General features: G+C 75.5%; 16 protein-coding genes. 10 read left to right on the top strand and 6 right to left on the bottom strand.

Going from position 1 to position 20,681, the window contains the following annotated elements; all coding sequences use genetic code 11:
* Positions 1–54: 54 nt before the first annotated feature.
* The 3 genes from Srubr_RS41460 to Srubr_RS20210 form a co-directional block, all read right to left on the bottom strand.
* Complete coding sequence (locus Srubr_RS41460; RefSeq protein WP_189990592.1) at positions 55–1,620, bottom strand: hypothetical protein; 1,566 nt, start codon at positions 1,618–1,620, stop codon at positions 55–57.
* Positions 1,595–2,359: a hypothetical protein gene (locus Srubr_RS20215; protein ID WP_189990593.1), complete on the bottom strand. Its 765-nt coding sequence runs from the start codon at positions 2,357–2,359 to the stop codon at positions 1,595–1,597. The genes Srubr_RS41460 and Srubr_RS20215 overlap by 26 nt, the downstream gene beginning before the upstream one ends.
* A gap of 71 nt (positions 2,360–2,430) precedes the next feature.
* Positions 2,431–3,051 carry a hypothetical protein gene (locus Srubr_RS20210; RefSeq protein ID WP_229926466.1) on the bottom strand — a complete coding sequence of 207 codons (621 nt, stop codon included), beginning with the start codon at positions 3,049–3,051 and terminating at the stop codon, positions 2,431–2,433.
* Between the two features lie 289 nt (positions 3,052–3,340).
* Here Srubr_RS20210 and Srubr_RS40895 point away from each other — a divergent pair, with 289 nt between their 5' ends.
* A complete protein-coding gene (locus Srubr_RS40895) occupies positions 3,341–4,018 on the top strand; it encodes a 4Fe-4S single cluster domain-containing protein (RefSeq protein ID WP_229926467.1) in 678 nt (225 codons plus the stop codon).
* Here the strand turns inward: Srubr_RS40895 and Srubr_RS20200 are convergent.
* A complete protein-coding gene (locus Srubr_RS20200; RefSeq protein ID WP_189990598.1) occupies positions 3,993–5,108 on the bottom strand; it encodes a macro domain-containing protein in 1,116 nt (371 codons plus the stop codon). The genes Srubr_RS40895 and Srubr_RS20200 overlap by 26 nt on opposite strands.
* 152 nt (positions 5,109–5,260) lie before the next feature.
* Here Srubr_RS20200 and Srubr_RS20195 point away from each other — a divergent pair, with 152 nt between their 5' ends.
* The 4 genes from Srubr_RS20195 (at position 5,261) to Srubr_RS40890 (ending at position 11,845) form a co-directional block, all read left to right on the top strand.
* Complete coding sequence (locus Srubr_RS20195; RefSeq protein ID WP_189990599.1) at positions 5,261–7,573, top strand: serine/threonine protein kinase; 2,313 nt, start codon at positions 5,261–5,263, stop codon at positions 7,571–7,573.
* Complete coding sequence (locus tag Srubr_RS20190) at positions 7,570–9,222, top strand: hypothetical protein (RefSeq protein WP_189990600.1); 1,653 nt, start codon at positions 7,570–7,572, stop codon at positions 9,220–9,222. The genes Srubr_RS20195 and Srubr_RS20190 overlap by 4 nt, the downstream gene beginning before the upstream one ends.
* A gap of 93 nt (positions 9,223–9,315) precedes the next feature.
* A complete protein-coding gene (locus tag Srubr_RS20185) occupies positions 9,316–11,328 on the top strand; it encodes an AAA family ATPase (RefSeq protein ID WP_189990601.1) in 2,013 nt (670 codons plus the stop codon).
* The gene (locus Srubr_RS40890) at positions 11,303–11,845 is read left to right on the top strand and encodes an FHA domain-containing protein (protein ID WP_229926468.1); all 543 of its coding nucleotides are present in this window, start codon (positions 11,303–11,305) and stop codon (positions 11,843–11,845) included. Before Srubr_RS20185 ends, Srubr_RS40890 begins: the two co-directional genes overlap by 26 nt.
* Positions 11,846–11,861: 16 nt before the next feature.
* On the opposite strand, the gene Srubr_RS20175 is transcribed toward Srubr_RS40890, so the two are convergent.
* Both Srubr_RS20175 and Srubr_RS20170 read right to left on the bottom strand, forming a co-directional pair.
* Complete coding sequence (locus Srubr_RS20175; protein WP_189990602.1) at positions 11,862–12,521, bottom strand: hypothetical protein; 660 nt, start codon at positions 12,519–12,521, stop codon at positions 11,862–11,864.
* Between the two features lie 198 nt (positions 12,522–12,719).
* Positions 12,720–13,784, bottom strand: a complete 1,065-nt coding sequence (locus tag Srubr_RS20170) for a lipoate--protein ligase family protein (protein WP_189990603.1) — start codon at positions 13,782–13,784, stop codon at positions 12,720–12,722.
* Between the two features lie 257 nt (positions 13,785–14,041).
* Between Srubr_RS20170 and Srubr_RS20165 the strand changes: the two genes are divergently transcribed.
* The 5 genes from Srubr_RS20165 to Srubr_RS20145 all read left to right on the top strand — a co-directional run bounded on the left by Srubr_RS20165 (position 14,042) and on the right by Srubr_RS20145 (position 20,649).
* Positions 14,042–15,925 carry a gamma-glutamyltransferase family protein gene (locus tag Srubr_RS20165; protein ID WP_189990604.1) on the top strand — a complete coding sequence of 628 codons (1,884 nt, stop codon included), beginning with the start codon at positions 14,042–14,044 and terminating at the stop codon, positions 15,923–15,925.
* Positions 15,926–16,390: 465 nt separating this feature from the next.
* Positions 16,391–17,236, top strand: a complete 846-nt coding sequence (locus Srubr_RS20160; RefSeq protein WP_189990605.1) for an inositol monophosphatase family protein — start codon at positions 16,391–16,393, stop codon at positions 17,234–17,236.
* An 87-nt stretch (positions 17,237–17,323) separates the two neighbouring features.
* Positions 17,324–18,742: a phytoene desaturase family protein gene (locus Srubr_RS20155; protein ID WP_189990606.1), complete on the top strand. Its 1,419-nt coding sequence runs from the start codon at positions 17,324–17,326 to the stop codon at positions 18,740–18,742.
* Positions 18,743–18,787: 45 nt separating this feature from the next.
* A complete protein-coding gene (locus Srubr_RS20150) occupies positions 18,788–19,303 on the top strand; it encodes an O-acetyl-ADP-ribose deacetylase (RefSeq protein WP_189990607.1) in 516 nt (171 codons plus the stop codon).
* A 482-nt stretch (positions 19,304–19,785) separates the two neighbouring features.
* Positions 19,786–20,649, top strand: coding sequence for a methylenetetrahydrofolate reductase (locus tag Srubr_RS20145; RefSeq protein WP_189990608.1), 864 nt, complete (start codon positions 19,786–19,788; stop codon positions 20,647–20,649).
* The last annotated feature ends 32 nt before the right edge of the window (positions 20,650–20,681 follow it).

Below are 20,681 nucleotides of genomic sequence, written 5' to 3'. Positions count from 1 at the left end.
GCTGCCCGGCCTCCCGAGAAGGAGGCCGGGCAGCGGCGCGCGGCGTTTGGAGGTTCAGCCGAGCGGTGCCGGGCCGGGCAGCAGCGGCCGGCGGTCGGACCGGCGCATGGCGGCCTCGCTGACGGCGGGGTCCTTCGAAGCCGTCACCACCCCCTGGAGGAACTCGGCGGCGGCGGACTCGTACAGCTCGCGGGTCGCGGCGATCCGCTCCCGCGCGGCCTCCCGGCGGTCCTCCTGCCGGGCCTGGGCCGTCTCCCGCTCGGCCCGTGCCCGCTCGGTGGCGGCCACGCTCTCGTCGTGCTGCCGTTGCAGATCCTCCCGCCGCTCGACCGCCGTGCGGAAGGCGTCGAGGAACGGGTGTTCCCGGAACAGGCCGAGCAGGAAGCCGACACCGCCCGAGAGCAGCAGCAGCGCGCAGAACAGCCAGGTCACCGTCTGCGTGGACAGGTGCAGCCGGTCCACCAGGGAGGTGGCGTCCGCCCCCGGACCGCCGAGCCCGCGGAAGCCGGCGCCGTCTCCCTCCGCCGGAGTGTCGTGCTGCGTCACGAACCTGGCGCGCAATGTGCCGAGCAGCCAGGTCAGTGCGCCCCACACGCCGAGCAGGGTCAGGGACGGCAGCCATCCGCTGCGCGGCGCCCCGGTCGCCGAGCGCCACCGCAGCATGTGCCCCGCCAGGTGCGGCACGATCAGCATGACAACTGCGGACGAGACGGCGAGCGTGCCGGACAGCACGTCACCGCCGGTGCTGCCGACGCCGTGGAAGGGCTGGTAGGCGACCCAGTAGACGGGCACCTCGACGGCCATGATGGCCGCCAGCAGCGCCAGGGTCAGCCACCGGGGCAGGCCGGGGCGGGTCAGCAGTCCCTCCCAGCGGTCGGCCGACCCCTGGAGGCCGGTCTCCCGCAAGGCGGCCCGGTAGTCCTCCCCGAGCGCGGTGGCCGCGGTGCCGTCCGGCGCGGTGGCCGCGGTGGACACCGACTGCCAGTCGTCGCCCGGGTCCGTGCCCTCCTCCTTGCCGGTCGCCGGCCCGGTGCCGTCGTCCCCGGGCGCGGTGGCCGCCGGGGCGGGTCCGGCAGCGTCCCCGAAGCGGGCGCGCAGCCAGCGTTCCTCCACCCGTTCGCGCAGCCGGTCCCGGAAGCGCAGCCAGCGCGAGGAGCGCAGCGCGAGCAGGTCGAGCTGGTCCAGGGCGGTCCGGACGGCCTGGTCGGCCTCCCGCAGCCGTCTGTCCAGCAGCAGCGTCCGGGCCTCGCCCGTGGTCATGTCGGCGGCGGCCCGGGCGTCCTGGAGCCGGGCCTCCTCCTGCCGCCCGTGCAGCTCCTCCTCGATGCGGTGGACCATGGCGTCGCGCAGCCCGGCCAGCTTGGCGAAGTAGGGCAGCGGCTCGTCGCCGTACAGCAGCCAGGGGTCCAGCGTCTTCTTCCGGCCGGCCTGCCGTCCGTGCCGGCCGGCGTCCTTGAGCAGCGTGCCCTGGTCCCTGGCGTCCAGGACCAGGGCCGGGCGGGGAGCCCGCCGGGCGTGGTCCGGCCGGCGCCGGGCGGCGCCCGGTGCGGGCCGCCGGGGGAAGGGCAGCCGGAGGCGGCGCGGGCGCGGCCCGTCAGCGCCGGTAACGGGAGTCGACATGAGCCTCGGCCCTCCCTTCGAGCGCTTCCGTCCAGAAGGACTCGAAGTCGTCGGCCTCGCTGGGTTTCGCCTTGTACTGCATGCCGAGCCCGACCGGGAAGACGTCCATTCCCTTGATGCCGGGCAGCCCCCGCGCCTTGACGAGGGAGTCGATGACCTCGGCCCGCCGGGCCTTGGTGGACAGGTCCTGGCGGGAGAGGAAGAACTCCGGGTCGGCCTGCTGGAAGTCGCTGACGACGAGCAGCTTGGGCGCCGGCCCGTCGCCGGAGACGGTCTCCCCGATGCGGGCCAGCGCGCCCCACACGTCCGAACCGTTCTGGGTGCGGGCGCACTTGAGCTCGGCGAGCGCGGCGAGGGCCGCGTCCCGCCGGGCACCGGCCCGCTGTGCCTGCTGGTCGGTGGTGGCGTCGTGCGGCGGGTCGAGGTCGATCTGGCCCTGCCGGCAGGAGGAGCTGCGCGAGGAACGGGTGATGGGGGCGAAGTCGACGGTTCCGCACTTCTGGTCGGTGAGGAACTCCACGAAACTGTCCTTGAGTTTGGCCTCCGAGTCGAACCCCTCCTTCACCGCGGCGGCGGAACCGGAGCCGTCCACCACCACCCCGCAGGGTGTGGTGAGGGCCTCCTCCTGCTTGGTGCAGGACACGAGGGCGGACAGTGCGCACACCAGCGGGACGACGACGGCGAGCCGGCGGGTGGCGCGGACGGTGGACCGAGGGCCGGTCCTGGCCGAGTGATGCACGATGACGTTCCCTGGCCTTCCTGGGAGACGGGCAGTGGTGGGGCGGCGGACGGACGGCGGAGCGGGCGGGGTCATCCCTCGCGGACGCCGCTCGGGGCGCCGCCGTACGCCGCCTGGTTGTCGAGGATGTGCAGGGCCTGCGCCACGGCCGACGCGGCGGCGCCCCCGGCGTACCAGCGGTCGGTGAGCAGGCTGTCGTCGACGTGGTCCCAGGTGCGGTCCAGGGAGATCTCCCCGGGCAGCCAGCCCGTGGGCCGCGCCCCGTCGACCAGGCCGGCCGCCTGGCCGCCGGCCCACGCGGCGTCCCAGTAGCAGGCGATCAACTGGTTCGCCTCGTCGGCGAGTTGCTGGGCCCGCTGGCGGCATTCGGCGGCGGCCGAGCGCCACTCGCCGACCATCCGCCCGAACCGGGCGAGCGCGGCCGGCGCCGGCGTGCCGCGCACCTGGTACTGGTTCACCACCCGCACCGACTCCGCCCCGATCCGGATGTGCAGGGCGCGGTGCGCCCGGAGGGTGCGGGAGCGCAGCCGCGCGGTGCCGCGCCGCACCTGGGCGTGCAGGCCCAGGATGTACGGCGGGAGGCCGGTGGCGGCTTCGGCCGGCCGGTGCCCCGGTGCCGCTCTCCGCAGGAATTCCCGCAGCCGGACCGCGTCCCTGCGGCCGTGCGACCGGGCGCGCGCGGAGGACAGCAACCCGGCATTCAGTCGTCGGACCCGGACATTTATTCGAGCGTGGCTGATCATTTCGAAAATCCCCCATTCGTCGCGGGCGGTCCGGGTGGGAAGGCGCCGCGATGGGGAGAGGTTAGCGGAGCAAAACCCTTGGCGGGACTGGTCGTTCGCGGAAAACGGATCATTCTCGTGGGGCTTCCGGAAAACAACCGGATCCCGCCCGGCGGAGTACCGGATTAAGGGCCTTCCGGCAATTGCGGACGGTCCCCGGACCGCTGGATACTCGGGGCCGGTACGGGGAGGAGAAGCCGTGGAATTACGTCTCGACGGGACGCACTACCCGTTGGAAACGCTCGGTCCGGGAAAACGGCTCGGCGTCTGGTTCCAGGGCTGCTCGCTGGCCTGCGCCGGCTGCATGTCCCGGCACACCTGGGACCCGGCGGCGGGCACGTCCGGCACGGTCGACGAGGTGCTCGGGCTGTGGCGCCGGGCCCTCGCCGACGGCGCGGACGGCCTCACGGTCAGCGGGGGCGAGCCGCTGCAGCAGGCGGAGGCGCTCGCCGCACTCCTCACCGGCGCGGCACGGCTGCGCGACGGGGCCCGGCGGCACGAGGGGAGCGCCGGGCCCCGCCTGCCCGACCTGCTGGTGTACACGGGGTACGAGCCCGGGGAACTGACGCCCGGGCGGTGCCGCGCCCTCGACGGCGCGGACGCCGTGATCACCGGCCGGTTCCGGGCGGCCGAACCCACCCGGCTGGCCTGGCGCGGCTCGGCCAACCAGCGGATCCACCCGCTGACCCCGCTCGGCGCCGCCCGCTACGGCCCGTACCTCACTCGCGAATCCCCCGGCCCCCGCCTGCAGCCCGCACCCGGCCCCGACGGCGCGCTGCGCCTCTACGGCGTCCCGCTGCGCGGCGAACTGACCGCTTTCGAACGGGAGTTGAGGCGTGGCGGGGTGGCCCTCACGGACCGGAGCTGGCGGCCGTGAGCAGCCGGGCGTGGCTCTCCTCGGGGGTGACCAGCAGCACCGACCAGGACGGGTCCCGCCGCAACTCCTCGCGGACCGCGTCGAGCAGCCGACGGGCCACCGTCTCCACGGGCAGTCCGCCCCGGCCGGAGCCCAGCAGCGGAAAGCAGATCGAGGACATCGGAAGAGAGAGGAACTCGCTCTCGTGGCGGGCAAGTTCGAAGGACCTGCGCACCGCCTCGCCGAGCACGGCGGGGGACACGTGATAGCGGTCGCCGTCCCCGACCGGGGTGGCGATCGCCGCGTGGTGGATGCGCCGCACCCCCTGGGCGGCCAGGGCGCCGGAGGAGGTGGCGACGACCGTGCCCGGCCGCACCGGCATGCCCGTCCTGCCGTGCGTCCGCAGCCACACGCCCAGTTCCCGGGAGAGCACGTCGTCCACGATCTCGCCCTGGGCGTCCCGCAGGGCGGCGGCCCGGCGCAGCGCGCCGGAGACCGTGGGGCGGAACGTCTTGGACATCTCCAGGTAGGTGTTCTCCGAGGACACCAGGATGTCCACGTCCCGCACCTCCTCGATCGGGCACACCCGCACGGTGATCCCGGCCCCCGGGCGCGCCGGACGGGCCACCGCGGGCGCCGTGCGCACCGCGGAGTCCGCGGCCGGCTCCCGTACGACCGCGGCGGGCCGGTCCGCCCCCTGGCGGGCGACGGTCAGCACCGCCGCCGCCAGTTCGGCGATGACATCGTGCTCCTGGCTCTTGCGGAACCGCTCGGTGGTCACGCCGTAGACGGCCGCCGCGGCCTTGCGCCGGTCGGTGCCGGGCACCCCCCGGCGCGCCGGGAAGAGCCCGAACGCATGTGCGGCGGCGCGGGCCAGCGGATCGCTGGAGTCGTCGTCCCGCACCGGGCGCCCGCCGGCCAGCCGTCGTACCGCCGCGCCCAACAGCTCCTCGATGCCTGTCTGTTCGTCCTCCGGTCCGGCGCACAGCCCGGCCGCGACCGCCGCCTGGCGCAGCGCGTCCCTGGTGCTGTGGCGCAGCCCGGGCAGGCCGCGCCGCCTCAGTTCCCTGAGTTCGGCCACGAGGCTCTCGTGCGGGGGCAGGGGGTGCATGCTGCGCATCGTAGCCCCGAAGGGGTATCCGCTGAAGATCCGGGAAACCCCCTGTCACCCGCCGGGAACCGGCACGTCTCCGTCCCCTCGCGGCCCGCGCCCCGCACCACCGCGCCCCGGCGCACCCGCCGCGCCTCCCGGAGGGCCGGACGATGACGACCACGCGGCCCACCCGATTCGTCGACCCCGCCGACGGGGGCTTCACCGACGCCCGCAACACCGAGACCCGGCCGGTCCTCGCCGAGGTGCCTCGCGACCTGGCGGACCGCTTCCCGCTCGTCGCCGTGCTCTCCGCCGCGCGGCGGCCCGCCGAGGCCGTCGTCCTGCGCGTGCGCGACCTGACGGCCCGTCACGGACCGGCGGAGATACCCCTGGTGCTCAAGTGGTACCACCGGCTGCACGCCCCGGATCCGGCCGTGGAACACGAACTGCGGGAACTCGGCGCCCTCCCGGCCCCCCACCTGGAACGGCTCCTGGAGACCGGCGAGGCACACGGCCACCCCTGGCACCTGTACTGGTCGCACGGCGAGGAGACCCTGGAGAAGTACCACCGGGACCGCCCCGAGGGCCTGCCCCCCGACGCCGTACGGGACATGGTGGGCCAGCTGTACGGCGCCGTCACCGCGCTGCACGAACGCGGCGTCGTCCACCGGGACATCACCCCCGACAACATCATGGTCCAGACCCGCCGCGGCGACACGGCCGACCTCGTCCTCGTGGACTTCGGCGCCGCCGTCCACCGGCCCGAGGAGGTGCTGGAACCCCGCACCGACTGGCGCGGCAAGCCCCTCTACCTCGCACCGGAGGCCGGACTGCTCCGGCAGACCGTCTCCGAGGCCGGCGACTGGTGGTCGCTCGGCATGGTCGTCGCCCAACTCGCCCTGGGCCGCCACCCCGTCGAGTTCCGCCGGGACGAGGACGTGCTCGCCGAGATCGCCACCCACGACCCCGACGTCTCCGGGATCGCCCACCGCCGGACCCGGCTGCTGTGCGAGGGCCTGCTCACCCGGGCCCCCGAACACCGCTGGCAGGCACCGCAGGTACAGGACTGGCTGGACGGCCGGGAACCCCACGTCCACCCGCGCACCGGCGGCCGGATCTTCGCCGACGACCCCACCCGCCCGGCGATCCGCCCGTTCCCGTTCATGGGCCAGGAGTTCACCGGGACCGAGTCGCTCGCCCTCCACCTGGACCAGAACCACGTCTCGGCGGCACGCATGCTGGCCGACGACACCGACCGGGCCCGGCTGGCCGAGTGGCTGGAGCAGTTCCGGACCCTCGGCGGGCGCGGCGAGGAGGAACTGGCCCGGCTCGACGAGCTGACCGGGGAACTGGCCCGGCCGCCGTCCCCCGAGACCCTCGCCCGGCTGCTGAACTGGCTCGGCCCCGGCCTCGACGTCACCTGGCACGGGGCCCGGCTGGACGCGCCGACCATGCGCAGGCTGTGCCAGGGCGCCCGGGACGGGCACGCCGACGCGGTCGCGCTGTTGCGGCACCTGGCGGACCACCCCGGAGTCATGACCGAACTCGCCCGGCGGCCCGGCGGCCAGGGACTGGACGACACGGCCACCGCGTGGGCCCGGCTGCGCGCCCGGTGGGAGCCCACCGTCCGGGAGATCGCCCGGGACCGCCAGGACCGGGCGGCCCTGCGCCGCACCGCCGCGGTGGACGCCTGGCTGCTGCAACTGGCCCGGGAACCGGACCGCACCAGGCGCCTGCTCACCGGCACGCTGCTGCGCCTGCGCGCCGGGCTGCCCGAACCGGTGCCCTGGTTCGACGCGCTGCTCGCCGCCCAGGACGACGATCCCCGCCTCGTCGCCGCCGTCCGGCTCGGCGCGCGGGCCCGGCAGGAGGCCGAGCGGCGCAGGGCCCGGCGTGTCCAGGAGGAGCGGGAACTGCTGCTCGCCGCCGACCAGGACGGACTAACCGCCGTACTGCGCCGCATGGACCGCCTGCCCACCCTCGGCTGGGCGCTGTTCGGCGGCATCGCCGGCACGGCACCCTGGACCTTCGTCATCGGCCTCGCGGACGTCCTGGGCCGCGCCTCCCAGGAGGCCGTCGTCACGGCCTGGCTGGAGGCGCTGCCCGCCGCCGCGGTCGTCTTCACGGCGGAACTGTGGACCGCCGTCTACATCGGCCCGCCCTTCTACCACCCCCACCGCTCACTGGCCGGCCTGCTGATCCGCGGCGCGGACCGCCCCGGCCGGCTGGCCCGCACCCGGACCGGCCGCTGGACCGGGGCGGCGCTGCTCGTCCTCGCCGTCTTCCTCGGGTTCTACGCCGTCGCCGCCGCGCCCTGGCTGTGGCCGCTCGCCTCGGCAGTCGCCGTCGTCGCGTGGAGCGTCCACCGCTGCCGGGCATGGGGGCGCCGGCGGCGCGGTCTGCGGGCCCGCCGGCAGGCGAACCGCGCGGGCCGGCCGTGGCGGACCCGGACGGCGACCGACACGACAGGAGAACAGGCATGAGCTCGGGTTTCGCCCTTCCCGGCATCGAGATGGTGGCACCCGCCGTGTACTTCCCGCCGCCCCCGCCGCCCCTGGACCCCCAGGCGCTGCCGCACACCGGCATGCTCCACCTGCACGACGCGGCCGGACAGGCATCGGGCCACCTCACCGACGCCGCCGGCCAGCTCACCGACGTCGCCGAGCATGCCGCACACCAGGCAGCGGACGCGGCGCTCCAGGTGCTCGGCTCGCTCAGCGGCGTGCTGCTCGTCGGGCGCGCCGCCCTGCTCGGCACCCGGCTGCTGGCCGCCGGGGCGGTCCGGGCCGCCGAGGAACAGCGCTGCCTGGAACGGCGGCAGCGGATCGCGGCCACGGCCGCCGAACAGTGGGAGGCCGCCGCCTTCGCCGCCGTACGGGTCAACGCCCGTCGCCACGCCCTGCTGGCCCGGGTCGCGCGCGCCCAGGCCCTCGGCGGCCCGCCCGGGCCCCCGCCCCACCCCGACGTACCGCCGCCGCTCGCCCCCGTCGGCGCCCGGCTCGCCGACCTGCGGCGGGATGTGGCCCGCGCCGAACAGGCCCTGCACAGCGCGGAGCGGGCCCAGGCCGCATGGGAACAGCGGCGGCTCGCCGCCCAGTGCAGGCTGGACGAGGACCGCGACGACGACTGGCAACTCGCCCTGCGCGAGAGCCGCGAGCGCGCGCTACGCCGCTACGCCGCCGAACGCACCGCCGACGCCGAGGCCGGGCGGCTGCCCCACCCGGCCGCAGGCCGCCCGGCCCCCGCACCCACCGACGTCCGCGAGGTACGCCGCACCGGGGCCCGGATCCTCGGCGAACTCGACCCGTACGCCGCCCCCGAGACGGCCGGCCTCGCCGCGCAGGCCGTCCGGGACGCCGTACGCCGCGCCGCCGAGGACCCACGCCGGGCCCGTATCCACCTCACCGAGGCGCGCAAGTTCGTCCGCGACGCCAACCGGCAGGCGCGCGAGACCCGCGAGGCACAGGAACGCGCCGCCCTGCACCACGACTTCCTCGTCTACGAGACCCCCGAGGGCGCCGAGGACCTCACCCCGGCACCGGACGCCGTCGCCCTGCTGCGGCGCACTCTGGACGAGGGCGTCGCGCTCGGCCCGGCCGAACGGGAGCTGGTCGAACGCCGGGTCACCGAACGGGTGCGCGCCCTGGAGGCCCTCTACGTCCAGGAGCGGTGCGCCGGCGCCGTCGCCGAGCTGGCCAGGAGGTTCGGCGGCCGGGCCGGCCTGGGCCGGGGCGCGGGACAGGAGGTACGGCTCGACTGGACACCGCCGGGCTGGGACCCCGGGCACTGGCTCCGGGCCACCCTGCTCGACGGCCGGCTGAGCGTGGCCACCATGTACCGGGGCGGCCCGGGGGAGCGGACACCGCAACAGCGCGCCCTGGACGACGAACGCTGCGCCGAGACCCGCACGCGGCTCACCGAACTGGAACGGATCACCGAATCGCTGGGCCTGGAAGTGGAGTTCACGGTCGAGCACACCGAAGGGGCACTGCCCGGGGTGCCGGGGGAGAACGCCCTGGTGCTCGACGATCTGATCGGCGAGGCGGAACAGCTCGCGGACGCGTACCAGGACGTGCTCCCGCGGCCCGCCCGGCACCGCCACGCGGACGGCGGCGACCGCCGCGCGGGCTGACTTCCGGGGCACGCACCACCGGCGGGGCCCTGAGCACACCGCCGCGTCCAAGGCCCGCGCGCGGCCCGCGACAGCGCGCAACGGGGAGGAACGATGGACCTGTCCAAGGAAGACCGGCTGCCGCCCTTCGTGGAGGAGCTGACCGGAACACTCGGTGTGCACGCGCAGTACGTCCTGCACGGCAACATCCGTGATCTGCACCTGGTGCGCCGGCGCGGCCGGGACCGGTTCCACCCGCTGCTCGACGTGCTGTGGAATCCCCTGCGGCAGCAGGGCTACGAGGCACTGGTGGTGTGCGACCAGATCAGCGGCTTCGGCGTGGCCCAGGCCGGCGCGGGCGACGTCCAGGCCGCCGTGGCCGAACTCCTGCGGGGGACCGGGGACTTCCCCGGCCAGACGGCGGCGCGCCGCCAGGCCGTGCTGGACCAGCTGCGGAACATCACCGACGGGTGGGCGCGGCAGCGGAGCGAGGCACCGCGCGACGGCCGCCGGCTGCCGCCGCTGCGGGTCGCCCTGGTGATCGACCACGCCTCCCGGCTGCTCACCGACCCGGCCCGGCCGGCCCCCGACGAACGGGACTTCTTCCTCGCCTGCCTCAAACTCGCCCACGAGGCGCGGCCGTTGCCGCCCCGGACCGGCCCCGGCGGCCTGCCGCAGGGCCCCGGCCTGTTCAATCCGGTGATCTGGCTGGCCGAGGGGGAACGGGACGTCCCCGCCTGGCTGCTCTCGGGCAGCGAGCGGATCCGCGCCATCGCCGTACCGGAGCCGGACGCGGACGAACGCACCACGATGGCCCGCCTCCTCCACCAGGTCTACGAGCGGTACCCCGGACACGGCACCCGCGACGGCGCCGCCGCGCCCGGCGGCACGGACGCCGAGGAGACCTCCCGCGCGGTCGGCGCCTTCGCCCGCGCGGCATCCGGAATGAGCCTGCGGGCCATGGAGGAGAGCGTGAAGCTCGCCCGCTCCCGCGGCCTGCCGTTCGCCGCCATGCCCGACGCCGTACGCATCTACCGGCTGGGCGTGGAGAAGAACCCCTGGGGCCGCGACGAGATCCGGCAGCGGATCCAGCGCGGCGAGGACCCGGACGACGAACGGTCCATCCCCCGCCGGGTACTGGGCCAGGAGGCGGCCGTGGCCCGCACCCTGGACATCCTCAAGCGGGCCGCGCTGGGGCTGTCCGGGGCGCAGGCCACCAGCCCCGGGCACCGGCCGCGCGGTGTGCTGTTCTTCGCCGGCCCGACCGGCACCGGCAAGACCGAACTGGCGAAGGCCGTGGCCTCCGTGCTGTTCGACAGCGACCAGGCGTATCTCCGGTTCGACATGAGCGAGTTCTCGGCCGCGCACTCAGCGGACCGGCTCGTCGGGGCGCCCCCGGGCTACGTCGGCTACGAGGCGGGCGGCGAACTGACCTCCGCCGTACGGGAGAACCCCTTCCGCGTCATCCTCTTCGACGAGATCGAGAAGGCCGACAAGGGCATCCTCGACAAGTTCCTCCAGGTGCTGGAGGACGGCCGGCTCACCGACGGGCAGGGCGTCACCACCTATTTCAGCGAGTGCGTGCTCATCTTCACCTCCAACCTCGGTGTGCAGCGCACCGACCCGGAGACCGGGGAACGCGAGTGGATCGTGGCCCCCGGAACCCCGTACAAGGAACTGGAGGCCACCGTCCGGGACAACGTCAAGAAGCACTTCGAACAGGTCATCGGCCGGCCGGAGCTGATGAACCGGATCGGCGGCAACGTCGTCGTCTTCGACTTCATCTCCGACGACGTCGCCGAGCGGATCTTCGACCTCCAGGTCCGCAACATCCAGCGGCAGTTGGCCCACGGGCACCGGCTGGTCCTCAGGATCGAGGACAAGGCCCGGCGCGAACTGCTGGAGTACTGCACCCGGGACAAGTGGAACGGTGGCCGGGGCATCGGCATGGTGCTGGAGACCCACCTGATCAACCCGCTCGCCCGGGAGCTGTTCGCCACGTCCGGCCTCGGACCGGGCACCACCGTCGTGGTGACGGAGGTGCGCGAGGCAGAGAGCGGACGGGTGGACACCAAGGTCGTCGTGCGGAAGGGAGACGCCGTTGACGGAGCCGAGCGACTGGGATGACGACGACTGGCAGCCCGTCGACGGCGTCACGCTCCCCGGCCTCCCGCCCCCGGCCCAGCCCCCGCCCCTCGGCGAGCGGTGCCCGCGCTGCGCCACGGTCGTCCCGGCGGGCATCCCGCGATGTCCCGGCTGTCTGGCCCCGTCGGGCGCGGGGTCCCGTCCCGAGCGGCTGGCCGGCGGGGTGCTGCGGCTGGTGTTCCGGGCCGGCGGCGGCCATCTCGACGTCCCGCGCGGCGGGGAACTGCGGCTGGGCCGCAGCGGCGACTGGGCGCCCGAGGCGTCGGCGCTCCTGGCGGACGAGGAGACGGTGTCGGCCCGGCACGCCACCGTCGTGCACACCGCCGAGGGCGCGGCCTGGGTGACCGAGGTCGAGCGGGGCGCCACCAACGGCACCCGGGTCAACGACCGCGTCCTGGTGCCCGGCCGGGCCGTCCGCCTGCGCAACGGCGACCGGATCGAACTGGGCCCCAGGGCCGGCTTCGAGGTCCGCGGTGTCGAGGAGGAACCGGCGGACTGAGCGGCGGCGGCCGGGCTCAGTCGCCGCCCAGCGCGGCCACCGCGGACTTCGCCGCCTTGATGGCACCCTTGTTGATCTCGTCCGTCGTCGGCGCCTCGCGGGTCTCGAAGTCGCTGCCGCTGTAGGTGACGACGACGAGGGCGTTGGCGACGCGGGCCAGCACCACGCCCTCGCGGGTCTGCTGCTTGTCCTCCGTGGTGAGGCCGACGACGGAGTACGCGGTGTCGCCGAGCCCCGGCACGGCTCCGCCGCCGCTCTTCTCCGCGACCCGCTGCTCGTACTCCTTCTCCGCCTCCTGGTCCGACTCGCCGATCTGGAACGACACGTCGAGCCAGCGGTAGTCGTAGCCGTGCAGCGCGTTCCAGGAACAGGTGCGGCGCAGCTCGGTGTCCGTGGAGGGGATCTCCTTGCCGGCCGGCTCGGCGCCGGGCACCAGGGACTTCAGGGTGGCGGCGGGGACGGCGGCGCAGGGGGAGGGCGCGGTGGTGTACGTGGGTGCCGCCGCGGTGCCGGACGGGGCGGCGGCGGAGGTGCCGGCGGACGGGGTCCGGGCCGTCTGGTGCCCGGACGCGGGCGGGGCGGCGAGGCCGGAGGACAGCAGCCAGCCGGCGCAGGCGAGCACCGCGACCGGCGACAGACGCGCGGTGAGGGCGAGCGGCAGGGGGAGGGGACGCACGGGCACACTTCTCGTGGGGGAGAGGGGTGGAGGGGTCCGCGGGGCGGACGGGGGACGACAGTGTCACATGACTGCCTGTGGGGCGGAAGTGCCAACCCACCGCGCACCCACCCGGTCACGGGCCACGGTCACGACGTACCGGTCTGCCCGCCATCCGCCCGGGCCCCGCACCCCTTCGGCCTCGCGGACCGCCGGAGGCTACGGCACGCGCGCCGTCCACTCCGCAGAGCCGAACTTCGTGCGGGCCAGTTCCTCCGCCCGGGCCAGTTCCTCGTCGGTGACCTTGCCCTCGGCCAGGCCGTAGCGCGCGCGGAAGGAGGCGATCATCCGCTCGATGACGGCCTCGCGGGGCAGTCCCGTCTGCCGGCGCAGCGGGTCCACCCGCTTCTTCGCGCTCCTGGTGCCCTTGTCGGACAGCTTCTCCCGCCCGATGCGCAGCACCTCGACCATCTTGTCGGCGTCGATGTCGTACGACATCGTCACGTGGTGCAGCACCGCGCCCGGACCCCCGCCGGGCCCGACCATCCGCTTCTGCGCGGCGCCCGCGATCTTCCCCTGGTCGGTGGCGATGTCGTTCAGCGGCTGGTACCAGGCCCGGATGCCCAGGTCCCCGAGGGCGCCCAGCACCCAGTCGTCCAGATAGGCGTAGCTGTCCTGGAAGGACAGGCCCTGCACCAGGGAGTCGGGCACCGACAGCGAGTAGGTGATCGTGTTGCCGGGCTCGACGAACATCGCGCCGCCGCCGGAGATCCGCCGCACCACCTCCACGCCGTGCCGGGCGGCGCCCTCCGGGTCGACCTCGTTGCGCAGCGACTGGAAGCTGCCGATGATCACCGCCGGGGAGCCCCACTCCCACACCCGCAGCGTCGGCGGCCGGCGGCCCGCGGCCACCTCGGCGGTCAGCACCTCGTCCAGCGCCATGTGCAGGGCCGGCGACTGCGGGGCCTCGTGGATCAGCTGCCAGTCGTAGTCGGTCCAGTCCGTGGCGCGCGCGAGCGCCCGGCGCACCGCGATGCCCACGCCCTCCGAGGTCAGGCCGTACATCACCGTCCCCGCCGGGAGCGCCGCCTCGACGCGCGCGGCCAGCCCCGCCGCGTCGGTGTCCGCGGGCGCGCCCTCCAGGGCGCCGTTCACCGCGTCCAGCGCCTCGTCCGGTTCCAGGAAGAAGTCGCCCGCCACCCGGACGCGCCGCAGCACGCCCTCCTCGACGTCCACGTCCACGACGACGAGCTTGCCGCCGGGCACCTTGTACTCACCGTGCACTGCCTTGGCCTTTCGTTCATGCCGTGGGGATCAACGTCCGGCCCGCCCCGGGTGTTCCCGGCGGGTCACTTCGGGCGGGGGCCGTCCCCGTCGCGGCTCCCGGCAAGGGCGGCCTCCGGATGTACGTGCCGGACGGGCCCGGCAGGATCGGCGGTGGGCCGCGTAGCCGGCCGCGCGGCGGGGCAGCTTCCGGTCACGACAGATCACGACAGCCGTTCCCGGGCAAGCCGGCCGACGCGCGCACACCGAGGTGAGAGATGCCGTTCACGACCCGCCCCACCCTCCAAGGCACCTTCGGCATGGTGTCCTCCACGCACTGGCTGGCCTCCCAGTCGGCGATGGCGGTGCTGGAGGACGGCGGCAACGCCTTCGACGCGGCCGTGGCCGGCGCGTTCGTGCTGCACGTCGTGGAACCGCACCTGAACGGGCCGGCCGGCGAGGTCCCGATCCTGCTCGCCCCCGCGGGCGGCGCCGTGCGCGTGCTGTGCGGGCAGGGCGTGGCCCCGGCGGGCGCCGCCCCGGCCCACTACCGGGACCTCGGACTGGACCTCGTACCCGGCACCGGACCGCTCGCCGCCGCCGTGCCCGGCGCCTTCGACGCCTGGCTGCTCCTGCTGCGCGACCACGGCACCAAGTCCCTGGACGACGTGCTGAAGTACGCCATCGGCTACGCCGAGCACGGGCACGCGCCCGTGGAGAACGTCGGCGCGACCGTGACGAGCGTACGGCGGTTGTTCGAGACCGAGTGGCAGTCGTCGGCCGAGGTGTACCTGCCCGGCGGCCGGCCGCCCCGGCCCGGCACGCTGCTGCGCAACCCCGCGCTCGCCGCCACCTGGAAGCGGCTGCTGGCCGAGACCGCGCACGCGGGCGACCGGGAGACGCGGATCGACGCCGCGCGCGAGGTCTGGCGCTCCGGCTTCATCGCCGAGGCCCTGGTACGGCAGTCCGGGCGGCCCACCATGGACACCAGCGGCGAACGGCACACCGGCACCCTCACCGAGGCCGACCTGGCCGGCTGGTCCGCCCACTACGAGACACCGGTGACGTACGACTGGAACGGCTGGACCGTGTGCAAGGCCGGCCCCTGGAGCCAGGGCCCGGTGCTGCTCCAGCAGCTCGCCCTGCTCCCGCCCGAGCTGCCCGCCCCGGGCTCCGCCGACTACGTCCACCTGCTCATCGAGGGCTGCAAGCTCGCCATGGCCGACCGCGAGGCGTGGTACGGCGACGCCGCCGAGGTGCCGCTCGCCGATCTGCTGTCGGACGCCTACAACGCCGGGCGGCGGGCCCTGATCGGCGAGAAGGCCTCCTACGACCTGCGTCCCGGCAGCCCCGGCGGACGGCTCCCGAGGCTGCCCGCTCTCGCGCACGCGTGCGTGCCGGCGGGCGCGCGGCCCGGCTTCGACCCGATGGGCGCCGGGGAGCCGACCGTCGCCCCGCTGCCCGGCGCGCCCACCCTCGCGGAGGCCACCGGGGAGGCGCAGGTCACCGGGGAGGCCGATGCGGCCGGTGAGGCCGAGGTGGCCGCCGACGGCTCGACCCGGGGCGACACCTGCCACCTGGACGTCGTCGACCGCTGGGGCAACATGATCGCGGCCACGCCCAGCGGGGGCTGGCTCCAGTCCAACCCCGTGGTGCCCGAACTCGGCTTCCCGCTCGGCACGCGGCTGCAGATGACCTGGCTGGAGGAGGGCCTGCCGGGCACCCTCACCCCCGGCCGCCGCCCCCGCACCACCCTCACACCCTCCCTCGCCCTGCGCGACGGGATACCGGTCCTGGCGTTCGGCACGCCCGGCGGGGACCAGCAGGACCAGTGGCAGCTGCACTTCTTCCTGGCCGCCGCCCTGCGCACCCCCGTCCGCGGCGGCCTCGACCTCCAGGGCGCCATCGACGCCCCCAACTGGCACAACGACAACTTCCCCGGCTCCTTCCACCCGCGCCGCCGGAGCCCCGGCAGCGTGACCGTGGAGTCCCGGATGGACCCCGGGGTGATCGAGGAGCTGCGGCGGCGCGGCCATGACGTCACCGTCGGCCCCGCCTGGTCCGAGGGCCGGCTGTGCGCGGTGGCCCGGGACCCGGAGACCGGCATCCTCTCGGCGGCGGCGAACCCACGCGGCATGCAGGGCTACGCGGTCGGCCGCTGACGCCCTGCCCGGGGCCGGACCGACGAGCCCTCAGGGCCCGCGCCGACGGTCCTCCGGGCCGCGGACGACGTGCGCGGCCCACGGACGACGTGCGCGGGACCGGCGTCCGGGGGACCGGGGCCCGGGGGACCGTACGGCCCCCGGGCGGACGGCCCCCGGGCGGACGGCTCCCGCAAGGCCCGCGCCGACGATGCTCGACGGCCCCGTGCCGACGTGCGCGGTGCCCGCACCGGCACCTCCCGCGGGCCCCGCCGCGCCGACGGCCCCGGCCGGCCCCCCACCCGGCGCCGTACCGACCGCCCAACCCGTACCCGTCCGCCCAGCCCGTACCCGTCCGCCCAGCCCTGGACCCAGCGCCCCGCACCGTACCGAGGCCCCTCCGCGGGCCCCCGCTGTTCACCCCGATCCCACCCCGTGGGCACCCGCGGGCCCGGGGCTGTCAGTGGGACGTGGTCTGATGGGGGCATGATCGAAGAGACGGAAACCATCGAGGAGTTTCTCGCCCGCCACTCGGCCGACGTGGAGGAGGCGGTCCGCGAGGCCGCCGAGGCCGAGATCCTGCCCCGCTTCCGCCGCCTCGCCGCGCACGAGGTGGACCAGAAGAGCGGCCCGCACGACCTGGTCACGGACGCCGACCGGCTCGCCGAGCTGCGGCTCACCGAGGACCTCCGCGCGCTGCTGCCCGGCTCCGTGGTGGTCGGCGAGGAGGCCGTACACGCCAACCCGGCGGTGTACGAGGCGCTCCGGGGCGACACCCCGGTCTGGATCGTCGACCCGGTCGACGGCACCCGCCAGTTCGTCCACGGCGACGACGGCTTCTGCACCCTGGTGGCCCTCGCCCACCACGGCACCGTGATCGCCTCCTGGACGTACGCCGCCGCGCGCGGCCGGTTCGCCACCGCCGTCCGCGGCCAGGGCGCCTTCCTCGACGGCGAGCGGCTGTTCGCCGGCCCGCCCGAGCCCGGCCGGGACCTCGTCGTCGCCACCTCCCACCCGGACTACACCACCGACGAGCAGAAGCGCGCGCTGCGCGCCCTGTGGACCGACGGCCTCGCCCCGCGCGCGTGCGGCTCCGCGGGCCTGGAGTACCTCGCGATCGCCCGGGGCGAGCTGGACGCCGTCGCGTTCTCCTGGGAGGCCGCCTGGGACCACGCGGCCGGACTGCTCCTGGTCGAGGAGGCCGGCGGCACGCACCTCACCCTGACCGGCGAGCCGTTCCGCGTCACCGGCGGCAACGCCCTGCCGTTCACCGCCGCGCGGGACGCCGCCACCGCCCGCCGGGTGGCCGGTGTGCTGCGCACCGCCGCCTGACCGGCCGGGCCACCCGGGCCGGGGCGGTGTCGGTGCCCCGGCATATCCTGATCCCGAATGGCCGTCGGCTGACGAAGGGGTCCGAAGGTGCCGTCGATGCTCGATGCGGTCGTGGTGGGTGCGGGGCCGAACGGACTGACCGCCGCGGTGGAACTGGCCCGCCGCGGTTTCTCCGTGGCCCTGTTCGAGGCGAAGCCCACGGTGGGCGGCGGCGCCCGCACGGAGGAGCTGACGCTGCCCGGCTTCCGGCACGACCCGTGCTCGGCCGCCCACCCCCTCGGCGTCAACTCCCCGGCGTTCCGCGCCCTCCCGCTCGACCGGTACGGCCTGGAGTGGCTGCACGCCCCGCTGCCCATGGCCCACCCGTTCCCGGACGGCACCGCGGCCGTGCTGTCCCGCTCGGTGGCCGAGACCGCCGCCTCCTTCGGACCGCGCGACGCGGGCCCGTACCGCAGACTGGTCGAGCCGCTGCTCGCCCGCTGGGACACCCTCGTCCAGGACTTCATGTCCCTGCCGCTGACCGCGCTGCCCCGCGACCCGGTCACCCTCGCCCGCTTCGGCCTGGCCGGCCTGCCGCCGTCCACCTGGCTGATGCGCCGCTTCCAGGACGAGCGGTTCAAGACCCTCTTCGCCGGCCTCGTCGCCCATGTGATGGCACCGCTGGGCGGCCTCGCCACCAGCGCCATCGGGCTGGTCTTCGCCCTGTCCGCGCACGCCCGCGGCTGGCCGGTGGCCCGCGGCGGCTCCCAGGCCGTCTCCGACGCCCTGGCCGCGTACCTGAGGGACCTCGGCGGTGCGGTGCACACCGACTTCGAGGTCAAGCGCCTGGACGACCTGCCGCCCGCGCGCGCGTACGTCTTCGACACCTCGCCCGCCGCGCTCGCCCGCATCGCCGGCCTCGGCGACTACTACGCGAACTACCGCTACGGCCCCAGCGTGTTCAAGATCGACTACGCGCTGGACGGCCCGGTGCCGTGGACCGCGCCCGAGGCCCGCACCGCCGGCACCGTTCAGATCGGCGCGAACCTCGCCGAGATCGGCACCGCCCTGCGCGCCGCCTCCCGCGAGGGACACGCGCCCGAGCGGCCGTTCATGATCACCGTGCAGCCGAGCGTGGCCGACCCCACCCGGGCCCCCGAGGGCAAGCACGTCTTCTGGGCGTACGGCCATGTGCCCAACGGCTGGTCCGGGGACCTCACCGAGGCCATGGAACGCCAGCTGGAGCGCTTCGCCCCCGGCTTCCGCGACCGGGTGCTCGCCCGCGCGACGGCCGGGCCCGCCGAGATGGCCGCCCACAACGCCAACTACGTCGGCGGGGACATCGCCTGCGGCGCGGCCTCCGGACTCCAGCTGCTGCTGCGCCCCAAGCTGTCCCTGTTCCCGTACCACACCCCGCACCCGGCCGTCTTCCTCTGCTCATCGGCCACACCGCCGGGTCCCGGGGTGCACGGCATGTCGGGCCACAACGCGGCCAAGGCGGTCTGGCGGAGACTGAGACAGGGCTGAACCGACGCGAGCCGAGCCGGAGTTGTCCGGAAAGGTGCGACCGACATGACCAGCATCACCCTCGTCCAGGGGGACATCACCCGGCAGCACGCCGACGCCCTCGTCAACGCGGCCAACTCCTCGCTCCTGGGCGGCGGGGGAGTGGACGGCGCGATCCACCGCCGCGGCGGCCCCGCCATCCTGGCGGAGTGCCGCGCGCTGCGCGCCTCCCGGTACGGCAAGGGCCTGCCCACCGGCCAGGCGGTCGCCACCACGGCGGGCGACCTGGACGCCCGCTGGGTGATCCACACGGTGGGCCCCGTCTGGTCACAGGCGGAGGACCGCTCGGACCTCCTGGCCTCCTGCTACCGCGAGTCCCTGCGCGTCGCCGCCGAACTCGGCGCCCGCACGGTCGCGTTCCCCGCCATCTCCACCGGCGTCTACCGCTGGCCGATGCGGGACGCGGCCCGCATCGCGGCGGAGGCGGTACGCGCCACCCCGACCGCCGTGGAAGAGGTGCGGTTCGTCCTCTTCGACACCTACGCGTACGAGGTGTTCGCCCAGCACCTGGGCGGACGGTAGGCGGGCCGGGGCCGCGCGCCCGGGGCGGCGGCCGGCCCGTGCCGCCGACGGCGGCTCCTCGTCCGGCCGGCGCGGCGTGGTGTGGCCCGAGCGCGACGGGGAGAGACGGGGAGAACTGCCCTGGCATCACCGCGCCGGCACACGTCTGCCATCGGCTGTGCGATCAGGGCGACCTGCCCGCCCTGCCCCGGTTCGCGGCCTCCCGCCGACTGCCCCGGCTCCAGGCGGTACGGATGCTCGGCACCACCGACAGCGCCCTCAACGCCCTTCCGCTGCGCGCCGAGTACGAGTCCTCGGCCATGCGGCAGGGCATCGGGCACTCCGGCTCGTACGACGGTGCCGCGCGGCCCCGGCCGCCGGCTGTGCCCGCGCCCTGCCCGCGGGCCCCGGCGGAGCGCGTGACATCATCGGCGGGACCCGCGCCACGGTCCCGTGGGCCGCGGGCGCCGGCCGTACGTCGTACAAGGAGCACGAGACCCGCGATGAACCCCGCTCTGCTGGACGACTTCTCCCTGGAGATGACCGGCAAGGACGTGCCCCGGCTGGAAGAGGCGCGCGACGGCATCCCGCCCGGCACCCGGATCAACATCACCTTCCTGGCCGGCGAGGACAGCGCGACCCGGCTGGCGGCGGCCCGCGCGGTCAAGCGGCTCGGCTTCGTCCCCGTACCGCACATCTCCGCCCGCCGCCTGCCCTCCCGACCCGCGCTGGAGGAGTTCCTCGCCGGGCTGGCGGCCGACGGCACCGCCGAGAACGTGTTCGTCGTCGGCGGCGACCCCGCCCGGCCCGAGGGCCCCTACGAGGACGCCCTCGCCGTCCTGCGCACCGGACTGCTGCGCCGCCACGGCGTCCGGCACGTCGGCGTCGCCGGCTATCCGGAAGGCCACCCCGGCATCACCGACCGGGCCCTGTGGTCGGCGCTCACGGACAAGGCGGCGGCCATCGACGCGGACCGCTTCGCCGGCGACGTCATCACCCAGTTCGGCTTCGACGCGGACCCGGTCCTCGCCTGGATCGAGGCCCTGCGCGCCCGGGGCGTGCGGCTGCCCGTCCGGGTCGGCGTCCCCGGACCGGCCGGGGTGCGCCGGCTGCTGGGCTACGCCACCCGGTTCGGCGTCGGCACCAGCGCCTCCGTCGCCCGCAAGTACGGGTTCTCGCTGACCAACCTCATGGGCACCACCGGCCCGGACCGCTTCCTGCATGCCCTGGCCGACCGCTACGACCCCGGCCGGCACGGCGTGGTGAAGGTGCACTTCTACACCTTCGGCGGACTGCGCGCCACCGCCGAATGGATCGACGGCTTCGGGCGGCGGCACGCCCCCGCCCCCGCGCCGACGAATCGGTGAAGACACCGGCCGGCCCATGTCGACGTCGGATT

Origin of the sequence: Streptomyces rubradiris (assembly GCF_016860525.1) — a bacterium.
In the GTDB taxonomy this organism is placed as follows: domain Bacteria; phylum Actinomycetota; class Actinomycetes; order Streptomycetales; family Streptomycetaceae; genus Streptomyces; species Streptomyces rubradiris.
Note: the sequence above shows the minus strand (reverse complement) of the source record. Positions and strands in the feature narration are given on the sequence as shown.

Coding starts and splice junctions, on each gene's coding strand:
- Srubr_RS41460 (WP_189990592.1), bottom strand. CDS start 1,620: ATGTCGACTCCCGTTACCGGCGCTGACGGGCCGCGCCCGCGCCGCCTC.
- Srubr_RS20200 (WP_189990598.1), bottom strand. CDS start 5,108: ATGCACCCCCTGCCCCCGCACGAGAGCCTCGTGGCCGAACTCAGGGAA.
- Srubr_RS20195 (WP_189990599.1), top strand. CDS start 5,261: ATGACGACCACGCGGCCCACCCGATTCGTCGACCCCGCCGACGGGGGC.
- Srubr_RS20190 (WP_189990600.1), top strand. CDS start 7,570: ATGAGCTCGGGTTTCGCCCTTCCCGGCATCGAGATGGTGGCACCCGCC.
- Srubr_RS20185 (WP_189990601.1), top strand. CDS start 9,316: ATGGACCTGTCCAAGGAAGACCGGCTGCCGCCCTTCGTGGAGGAGCTG.
- Srubr_RS20165 (WP_189990604.1), top strand. CDS start 14,042: ATGCCGTTCACGACCCGCCCCACCCTCCAAGGCACCTTCGGCATGGTG.
- Srubr_RS20160 (WP_189990605.1), top strand. CDS start 16,391: ATGATCGAAGAGACGGAAACCATCGAGGAGTTTCTCGCCCGCCACTCG.
- Srubr_RS20150 (WP_189990607.1), top strand. CDS start 18,788: ATGACCAGCATCACCCTCGTCCAGGGGGACATCACCCGGCAGCACGCC.
- Srubr_RS20145 (WP_189990608.1), top strand. CDS start 19,786: ATGAACCCCGCTCTGCTGGACGACTTCTCCCTGGAGATGACCGGCAAG.